Raw genomic sequence first — 8,601 nt, 5'->3', positions numbered from 1 at the left:
AGATCAGCCTCGCCCTCGCCTGACCCCCGAACCCCACCGCCGTGCCCGACCCACACCCCGACAACCCCGGGCACGGCAGCCCCCACAACCTCGCCTGTGCGCCTCGAAGCGTCCAGTTGCCCGCCGCGGTGTGGGCCTCCAGCTGGTCGGTGACCGGCGCGAACGCCGTCTGCCGGGCCAGTTCCTGGGTGAGCGCGCACTTGTACGCCCACGTCAGGGCCGGGTCCACGACTACCCACGAGGTCTGCCGGGGTCCGACCAGGACTCCCAGCGGGCAAGCCCGGCCTCCTCCAGCGCGGCCACGAGCTCGCCGGAAACCTCTGCGGGGTAGAGGTCGGTCAGATGCCGGCCGGTCGAGGCAAGGCTCGGGGACGACTGCCAGCGCGGGGTGAACCGGCGTCCCTCACGGCGAAACGGGCGCGCAGCGCGTCGGCGTTGTTCTGAACCGCCGTGAAGAACGCCGACGCCACCGCCTCGGCAGCCGGCCGTGGATCGGGATCGACGAGGAATCCCGAGTCCTGGTTGAGCTCTCCGACAACCTCGCGGTCTTGCACCGGGAAACCGGGCGGCACCACGCGGGCCACGTTGCGCCCGTTCAGGGCCGCCGCCTTGGCCCACGATTCGTCTCGTAAGCGGACGTACGAAGAGTCGAGCCCGGTCTGCAGCGGCATTGATCGCTTTCCTCTCCCCACCCGACCATCCTTGATCGCGCCCCCACGCAATCCTGAGCGAAGCCGTTGTGCACCTCCTCCGGCGCCTGCTGACCATCTGCGCCCAGGTCCTCCAGGCCCAGTACCGTGTCGACTTCTACGCCGAGCCGGCCGACCCCGTGCTCGAGCGCCTGGCCCACCTGTAGCCGCGGCGCCGACTCTTCTACGGGCAATCGCTGAACAGGCCCGACCTGCGGCGGATCAGGCTGAGGCCGCACTCCTGAACGCCTCGGTCGAGCTCATGTCGGACAGGGTCTCGGACAGGGTCTTGGACCCCTGGGGAGCTTTGGAGACCTCGGAGATCGCGAACGCCTCTGGCATTCGTTCGCGGACCCTGAGCAAGGCCGCGGGTTCCTCGCCTTCGTACTCCGAACTGCTGGTGACGGCGAGGGAACCGGAAGAAGGGTGAGGCCGCCGGCACACTGACGGGGCCTCAATCGCCCTGGAAGGCGGCCCCACTGCTCCGAGCGGCCTCCGCTCTCGTAGCTGTCACCGGGCCGCTCGTCGCATGCGGGACTGATGACTGCCCTTCACGGTGCCCAGGCGGCATGCAGCCGACCTTCCGGCGAACGGTCCAGCCGAGACACGGAACCGTCTTGGAGCTGGTTTGCGGCGGGCACGAGAGAGCTCGAGTGCAAGGCATGGGCGTCGCGCGGCTCGTCAGTGACGTAGCCGGGCGGCTGCGGCCAGAATCGGGGTGCTCACGACGGTGGCTGCGGCGCCGAGTGTGGTGTCGGTGGCCAGGATCCACCGGACGGTCTTCATGGCCAGGGTGAGGACTTCGCTGCCGCGCCGGCGCATGCCGGCCTCGAAATGGTGCACTGCGTCGGTGAGGGTGGAGGTGCCGTCGGCGGCGGCGCTGACGTGCGTGAGCAGGCCGGCGGCGTCGCGGATGGCCGCGCCCGCCCCCATTCCGGCGGTGGGCGGTGTGGCGTGGACAGCGTCGCCCAGCGCGGTGATACGACCCGCAGGCCAGGGCGCGAGATCCTCCGCGCGGGTGGAAGCGGCGTTGAAGCGGAATCCGGCCACGCTGTGCGGGTCGGCTTGGGCGATGACCTCGAGTGTGTGCGCGGCCCAGCCCCGCTCGCGGAATCGGCCGAGCAGCGCGGCCTGCAGTTCGCCGCCACGAAGGACGCGCAGGGAATCGGTGCTGGTGGATTCGGGGAACATGGCGCCCCAGATGTAGGTGGGTCCGGTGGTGACCGACATCCGTAACTCGGGAGCGTCGAGCGCGGTGTTGCCGACCGGGTCGAGGAAGCCGATGTAGAGCGCTCCGCCGCGCAGCCCGATCGCCAGCCCCGATCGTGGCCCAAGCCGCTGCTGCTCGCCGGGGCTGAGGTCTCGCCGGAGGGTGCGGCCGGAGAACCCGATGATGCCCGCCGGACTGTTGGTCGGGCCTCCCGCCAGGTGGCGGGCGACCACCGAGTGGGTGCCGTCCGCGCCCACCACCAGGTCCGCTGAGACCGGCGCCCTGTCGGTGAACAGCACTCGGGGCGCGCCGTGGTCATCGTGGCCGACGCCGGACACGTTGCATCCCAAGTGCAGGCCATCTCCGACGGCTTCGGCCAGCAGCATCCGCAGGGTGATCCGATCGACGTCGATACTCGCACTGTCGCTGAGGTCCGGCCCGTGGCCCAGCAGCCGGCCGCGGCGATCCCAGAACGCGTCGCGCTCGCGCAGTCGCAGCGCCGACCCCGATGCCAACAGCCGCTGCATGACCTTCGGTTCCACCAGATCTGTCAGCGCCGACTGCGCCCGCTCATCCAGGGTGATGTGGTAGCCGCCCGTCGCGGCCACATCGGTGTCTCGGTCGAACACCGCCACCTCGAACCCCCGGCGACGCAGCCCCGCCCCCAATGCAAGCCCGCCGATCCCGCCACCAACCACGACTACCCGCATACCCGACACCGTCCTTTCCTCCGCTGCTCACTGGACAGAACGCACCCTGACACCGGTAGTGGACACCGAGTGGCCACTACGGGTCATGATGGGACGATGGCGAACACCTCACACCGGGCGTTACGGCTGTTGTCTCTGCTCGGATCAGGACGGCGGTGGTCGCTGCGCGAGCTCGCCACCCGGCTCGGGACCAGCGAACGCACCGTCCGCCGCGACATCGAAACTTTGCGCGCGCTCGACTACCCGATCGCTACCATCCACGGCCCCGATGGCGGCTACCGGCTCGGAGCCGGGCGAACCCTGCCGCCGTTGCTGTTCGACCATGACCAAGCCCTCGCGGTCGCGGTGGCCCTGCAGACCGCGCCAAGTACGATGTTCGGCCTGAGGGACGACGCGGCGCGGGCACTAACGGCTCTGCACCAGGTCATGCCCCCTGCGCTGCGGGCATCCATGGAATCCCTGCGCCTGACGCGGCTGCAGAACTATTGGGAGTTCCCCGCGCCCCCCATCGACCCGGCCGCCCTCACCGCCGTCGGAACCGCGGTACGCCACCGCCACCTACTCGTCACCGAGACACTGCGTCCCGACGGCACACGCCCCGAACCCAGTGACCCCGACTACCTGCCCGCCCACCGCATTGAGCCACACCACCTGGTCTTCTGGGCCGCCCGGTGGTATCTGGTCGCCTACGACCTCACCGACAATGAATGGCGAGTGCGCCGCGTCGATCGACTGCACCCCCGCCCCACCACACAATGCTTCACCGCCCGCGCGCTTCCCCACCCCGACCTCGCCCACTTCGTGATGAGCACCCACGACCGCGGCGACACCCCCGCCGTCTGGCAATGCACCGGCACCGCCCGGCTCAACCTGCCCGCTCACATCGTGGCCCGCTGGGCACCTGGCGGCTCCGTAGTGGAACACCTCGACACCGACTACTGCCGGCTCACTCTCGGCGCCTGGTCCTGGGCCGGCATCGCCGGCATCCTCGCTACTTTCGACACCGAACTCACCGAGCTCCACCCACCCGAACTCGTCCACGCATGCCGCCGTCTCACACGCCGATGGGCCACTATTGCCGACACGGAGAACCTCGGTCCTTCTCATGAATGAGTGGTTCTGAGAGATCACGACCCTCGGCGAAGCGTGTCCGGTACCTCGGGGACATTCACGCTTGGTTGCGTCTCGCGGACGTGATCCCCGGCCCGGGCCATCGCCAGGTCCAGCCGCCCGCCCTCGAGGACGAGTTCACCGAGTGCTCCGCACTACGCGCACCGGGCGTACGTCACCGCGCCGGGGGTCCGCATCCCCAACGGCAGCCGCTCCACCATCTCCACGCCATGCCCTCCGAACCGGGGAACGCCCTCCGTGGTCATGTCCAGGCGTAGCCGCTGGAACCGGAGCGGGTGACGGAAGACGCCGCCGCGGTCGATGGCGCGGTCGGCGCTGATCTCGCCGACCAGGGCGGGTTGGACGAGGGTGGTGTCGAGGACATCGCGGCTCCCCCACGTCGCGGGGAAGCGCACGCCCTCCTACGGGTGTCCGGGCGCGGCCGCGGTGAGGTGCTCGGCGACCTGACGGGCGGCGTCCGGGCGCAGCGGGACGGTCCGACCGACCGCGCGCGGTCGGGCCGCCCTGGTCGTGGCGGCCGAGGACGAGGAGCTGCGGGTGGGTCAGGGTGGGTGTCGGTGATCGCGCCGACGATCGTCGCTGCCAGGTACACCCCGACGTAGCCACGAACAGAATCGCCGCCGGCACCTCCCGCTCACCATGCCGACGCCGGCCACCACCCGAGGCCGCGACGGCACCTCCGGCACCACCCGCTGAAACAGCTCCCACAACTCATCCGGCACCAGCCGCTCAACATCCCCGCCACAACCGGGAGCCTACCCAGCAACCGAATGGGATCGCTTCGAAGAACGGCTAACGAAATGAGCGGCACAACGGGCTCGGGGGCATGAGGCTGTGGGGTCAGGCGTCCTTGACAGTGAGGCCGATGTGCTGGGCCAGGGCCGGGGCGAGGTCGAGCAGCTGGGGAGTGCTGATGGTGGCGCCCTTGAGGGCTGCCACGCCGGAGGTGATGCCCAGTGCGGTCCCCTCGCTGAGATCTACTCGGGTAAGGGTGGCTTTGGTGAGGTCGACTCCGTCGAGCGTCGTTCCTGGGAATGAGACGCCGGTCAGGGTCGCGCCTGCGAAGTCGACGTCACGCAGCAGGCAGTCGACGAAGGTGACGTTCGCCAGCTGAGCCGCACGCAGGTTGACCGAGTCGAACTTGCAGTGGTGGAAGACGGCGCGGCGCATCTGGGTCCCGTGGAGTTGGGTGCCGGCCAGGAGGCTGGAGAGGCATTCGGTGTCCAGCCAGGTGGTCTCCGCGAGGTCACTGCCCACGGTGCGGATGTTGTGCATCCATACCGTGTCGAAGCGTGCGCGCCGGAACCGGCCGCCCGTGAAGGTCACCGAGGACAGGGCCGACTCGCTGAAGCGGGTCATGCCGCCGTCGACGTCGTCGAAGGCGCGGTTGTCGATGTGGAGCCACTCGTAGACCTCCTCCCGCTCCAGGTCCCCGGTGAACGGTTCGAGACGATGTGCGTAGGGCAGGGCGGGCAGGTCGCGAGGGGCGGGTACGCGCATCGGAGTCCTTCCGGGGCAGGTTCAGGTCACGCCTGATGCGGCCCGGTCAGGGGCCGCCTGGGGTGCAGGGGGATGTCTTCATGCTGACCCGGGCCCGCGGGTTCCGCCTAATCGCGTTCCAGGCAGGAATCGCGGTACAGGACCGCGCGCTCACGGACTCCATAAACACCCGAAAATCACATACAGGATAAATCACCCCTGTGGCGTGATGACCCCTGCCGCCCCCGAAATCACGGCAGCGCCGCCCTGCATCCCGCGCACGAAGTCAACGCGCCTGCTCCACACGCCGGTTGGTTCACCAGGGTGGCGGTCCGGGGGGCGAACGCCCGCCGACCCCGGACTTCCCTGAGATTTGTTTTGCGCCTCAGGCCCGATTGCCCTGCTACGAAGATCGCGCGCTCTGGCCGTCCTGGACAAGCTCGGCGGCTAGAACACCTCATCTGATGACTTCAGGCGTCGCCAGCAGATGAGGGTGCATCCAAGGGTGAAAAAGGCTTCATGCATGTCGTCACGTATTTCCCAGCGGATTCGAAGGCGGCGGTACTTGTCGTGGTCGTAGCCTCGGTCACCGAGGACGGCGTAGGGGCGGCGCCGAGGTCGGCCCCGCTTGCCGCGCACGGGCGGAATGGCTTCGAGTAGCGGGATGAGCTGCGTGGCGTCGCTGCGATTGCCTCCGGTCAGGGTGGCGGCGAGCGGGATGCCGGTGGCGTCGGTGATCAACTGGTGCTTGCTGCCCGCTCTGCCCCGGTCGACAGGGCTTCGTCCTGCCTGGAAGCCCCCTTTAGCGCTCGGATGTGGGAGCCGTCGTCTGCCGCCCGGGAGAAGTCCAACAGGTTCGCACGACGGAGTTTGGCCAGGAGGACCTCGTGGAGCCGGGGCCGGACGCCGGCCTCGGTCCACTCAGCCAGGCGGCGCCAGCACGTCATTCCCGAGCCGAACCCGAGTTCCTGGGGCAGAAGATGTTCCCAGGCGATTCCGGTGTGAAGGACGAACAGGATGCCTTGGAACACCAGCCGTTCCGGATGCCGCTTCCGCCCGGGATAGCGGGTCCGATGCTCCACACTCGACAACAGCGGTTCGACCACCGCCCACAGGTCATCCTCGACATAAATGATTTCCGGAGCGGTGGCTGCCTGCTCGCGGTGATGGTTACTGGGCACCGCTGCGGTGGGGCAAGGACGGTGATGCTGAGGCGTCAGTGCTGGCTGACCGGGCAGGCGGCCGCCCGGTCGCAGCGGGCCGGGCACGCCAGCGGGTATACCTCGCTTGACCAAAGCTGAGCGAGGCTGTGCCTGCGCCGGCCGCGTGGGCCGAGAACCATAACGCCGAGGGTGGCCCGGACGGACCCGCCGGTGGACTCGCCGGCGCCCGCCCGCTGCCGTCCCCAGGCATCACCTGCCGTCTTGTTCCGGCGGGGCCCTCCGAAGCTGTTACTGACGCGCAAGAAGAACCAGGGCTCACTTCTTGCAGGGGAACGTCACCTGCTCGCTGCGGACGCTCTTCTTCTGGTCCGGCAGGTGGAGCGTGACGTATCCGGTCACCGCCTTGGCGTTCCTGGGCGCCGGCATGTCCACGACCTGAAGGACGACCTTGGTGGAGGTGCCCGCGCCGAAGGCGAAGGATCCCGGGGAGAGGCGGGCGCGGCCGGCGTTCACGGTCCAGTGGTAGCGGACCGTGCCCGGCCCGGTCGCCGTGATCTTTCCGTCGAAGGCCATGGCCACGGGAGTGCCGTTGCACTCGACGGTCTCCCCCGACTTCAGCAGGGTGACCACTTCGACTTTGGTGACCTTCACCGCCTGCTTGACCCCGCTCGTCCCGGCGGTTCCGACCTGCGCCACGTGGGCGGGGGCGAGAGCCACCGAGGAGGCGAGGAGCGGGGCTGCAAGGAGCATGAGGTATCGACGCCGCATTGTGCTGCCCTCCGGACGAGGAAAGCCCCCGACCTCGGTACCAGGATATCTGCGACCCGCCCGAGCGGCCCGGCAGCCGGCGGTCAGCCCTGCGAAGGGATCCGCACTCTCGACACGGGTACCTCACCGGGTACGCGGCGATCCACCGCTGACGTGCCGAATCCTTCCGCCACTTCGGCCGGGGCGCACTATGATCACCCTCATGTGTTCCGTCATCCACAACTGGCACGCCGCCCGTACCCGGTCGACGCTCTGACCGTGGTGTCGGCCGTCGCCGACACCAGGTCCCACGTCCACCGTTCACCTCAGGATGACGAGGATCTTCACCATGCGCGCAACCTTGCGCCCTACCTTCGTATTCGTTCACGGCGGCTCCAGCAACGCCCGGGCCTGGGGCCCGTTGCAGAACGAACTGGCCCTGCTCGGGCACCGTTCGCATGCCGTCGACCTGCCCGGCCACGGCGACCTCGCCGACGGCCCCGCCGCCTACTACCGGCAGCCGCAGGACGTCACCGCGCTGGGCGCCGCCCCCTCCCCGATCCGGGGTGTCACGTTGCAGGACAACGTGCGCCACGTGCTGGCCGTCATCCGCCGCCTCAGCGCAGCGGGGCCCGTCGTCCTGGTCGGCAACAGCTTCGGCGGTCTGACGATCAGCGCCGTCGCCAACGCCGCACCGGAACTGCTTCACCGCGTGGTCTACCTGTCGGCGCTCTGTCTCAGCGACCCGGCCATGCTCACCGAGCCGTGGGACGTGGTCGACGACAACCTGCTCGACGCCCTGGCCGCGCGGATCACCGTGCCCTACCCGGACGGCCAGGGCCAGGGCGTGGTCCGGCTGAACTGGCGCAGTGCGCACGCCGACCCGCAACTGTTCGCCGAGTTGAAGGCCGCGGTCATGGCCGACTCCACCGACCACCAGTTCCGGCTGCTGCTGGACTCCCTGGACCCGGACGAGAACTACGCGATTCTGGAGCCGGGTGCGGTGGTCCGGGCCGACGGATGGGGACGCGTACCGCACACCTTCGTCCGGCTCGCCGCCGACAGGAGCATTCCTCCGGCCGTCCAGGATTACATGATCCGTAAAGCGGACGCGCTGACACCGCACAACCCCTTCGAAGTGCACACGCTGGCCTCCTCGCACATCGGTTACTTCAGCCGTCCGCAGGTCTTCGCGGAGCTGTTGGCCGGCCTCGTCTCACCGCCGTAGTGGTCGCATCCACTGCCGGACTTCGAATCCTGTGGCGGTACCGATGTCGACGGGACGCAAGCGCGGCACTCTGCCGGCCCCAACGGTTTCGCGCGGTCCGAGCGGTCCGATGACGGCCATCTGCTGACGCCGGGCAGGCTGCGCGGACAGGGCTCGGTGCATCGGATCCACGTCGGCGACGCGCCGGCATGCACCGGCCAGGAACGTGCCGCATCCAAGCGCGAAGAGGCGGCCTCTGTAGGTG

At 69.2% G+C, this 8,601-nt stretch carries 8 protein-coding genes and 2 pseudogenes; 2 read left to right on the top strand and 8 right to left on the bottom strand.

The genetic code is table 11. From position 1 onward, the window contains the following. The 3 genes from AB8A24_RS42420 to AB8A24_RS42410 form a co-directional block, all read right to left on the bottom strand. Nucleotides 1-229 (bottom strand): DUF6236 family protein (locus AB8A24_RS42420; protein ID WP_369479174.1); only part of this gene is annotated, 229 nt, incomplete at its 3' end. A gap of 109 nt (nucleotides 230-338) precedes the next feature. Continuing rightward, nucleotides 339-671, bottom strand: a complete 333-nt coding sequence (locus AB8A24_RS42415) for a DUF6236 family protein (RefSeq protein WP_369479173.1) — start codon at nucleotides 669-671, stop codon at nucleotides 339-341. Between the two features lie 699 nt (nucleotides 672-1,370). Beyond that, on the bottom strand, nucleotides 1,371-2,609 hold the full coding sequence (locus tag AB8A24_RS42410) for an FAD-dependent oxidoreductase (protein WP_369479172.1): 1,239 nt from the start codon (nucleotides 2,607-2,609) through the stop codon (nucleotides 1,371-1,373). A gap of 96 nt (nucleotides 2,610-2,705) precedes the next feature. Between AB8A24_RS42410 and AB8A24_RS42405 the strand changes: the two genes are divergently transcribed. Next, nucleotides 2,706-3,722, top strand: coding sequence for a helix-turn-helix transcriptional regulator (locus tag AB8A24_RS42405; protein ID WP_369479171.1), 1,017 nt, complete (start codon nucleotides 2,706-2,708; stop codon nucleotides 3,720-3,722). Between the two features lie 152 nt (nucleotides 3,723-3,874). On the opposite strand, the gene AB8A24_RS42400 is transcribed toward AB8A24_RS42405, so the two are convergent. The 5 genes and pseudogenes from AB8A24_RS42400 to AB8A24_RS42380 all read right to left on the bottom strand — a co-directional run bounded on the left by AB8A24_RS42400 (nucleotide 3,875) and on the right by AB8A24_RS42380 (nucleotide 7,132). Then, complete coding sequence (locus AB8A24_RS42400; protein ID WP_369479170.1) at nucleotides 3,875-4,135, bottom strand: hypothetical protein; 261 nt, start codon at nucleotides 4,133-4,135, stop codon at nucleotides 3,875-3,877. Nucleotides 4,136-4,223: 88 nt separating this feature from the next. Then, nucleotides 4,224-4,465: pseudogene (locus AB8A24_RS42395) on the bottom strand (transposase); the annotation flags it as partial. A gap of 115 nt (nucleotides 4,466-4,580) precedes the next feature. After that, complete coding sequence (locus AB8A24_RS42390; RefSeq protein ID WP_328959847.1) at nucleotides 4,581-5,240, bottom strand: pentapeptide repeat-containing protein; 660 nt, start codon at nucleotides 5,238-5,240, stop codon at nucleotides 4,581-4,583. 426 nt (nucleotides 5,241-5,666) lie between these two features. Continuing rightward, nucleotides 5,667-6,352: pseudogene (locus AB8A24_RS42385) on the bottom strand (IS5 family transposase). 345 nt (nucleotides 6,353-6,697) lie between these two features. Beyond that, a complete protein-coding gene (locus tag AB8A24_RS42380) occupies nucleotides 6,698-7,132 on the bottom strand; it encodes a hypothetical protein (protein WP_369479169.1) in 435 nt (144 codons plus the stop codon). A 346-nt stretch (nucleotides 7,133-7,478) separates the two neighbouring features. Between AB8A24_RS42380 and AB8A24_RS42375 the strand changes: the two genes are divergently transcribed. Next, the gene (locus tag AB8A24_RS42375; protein WP_369479168.1) at nucleotides 7,479-8,357 is read left to right on the top strand and encodes an alpha/beta hydrolase; all 879 of its coding nucleotides are present in this window, start codon (nucleotides 7,479-7,481) and stop codon (nucleotides 8,355-8,357) included. Nucleotides 8,358-8,601: the final 244 nt, after the last annotated feature.

This window comes from Streptomyces sp. BF23-19, assembly GCF_041106355.1.
GTDB classification, from domain to species: Bacteria; Actinomycetota; Actinomycetes; order Streptomycetales; family Streptomycetaceae; genus Streptomyces; species Streptomyces virginiae_A.
This window is presented reverse-complemented; position numbering and strand designations above follow the sequence as displayed.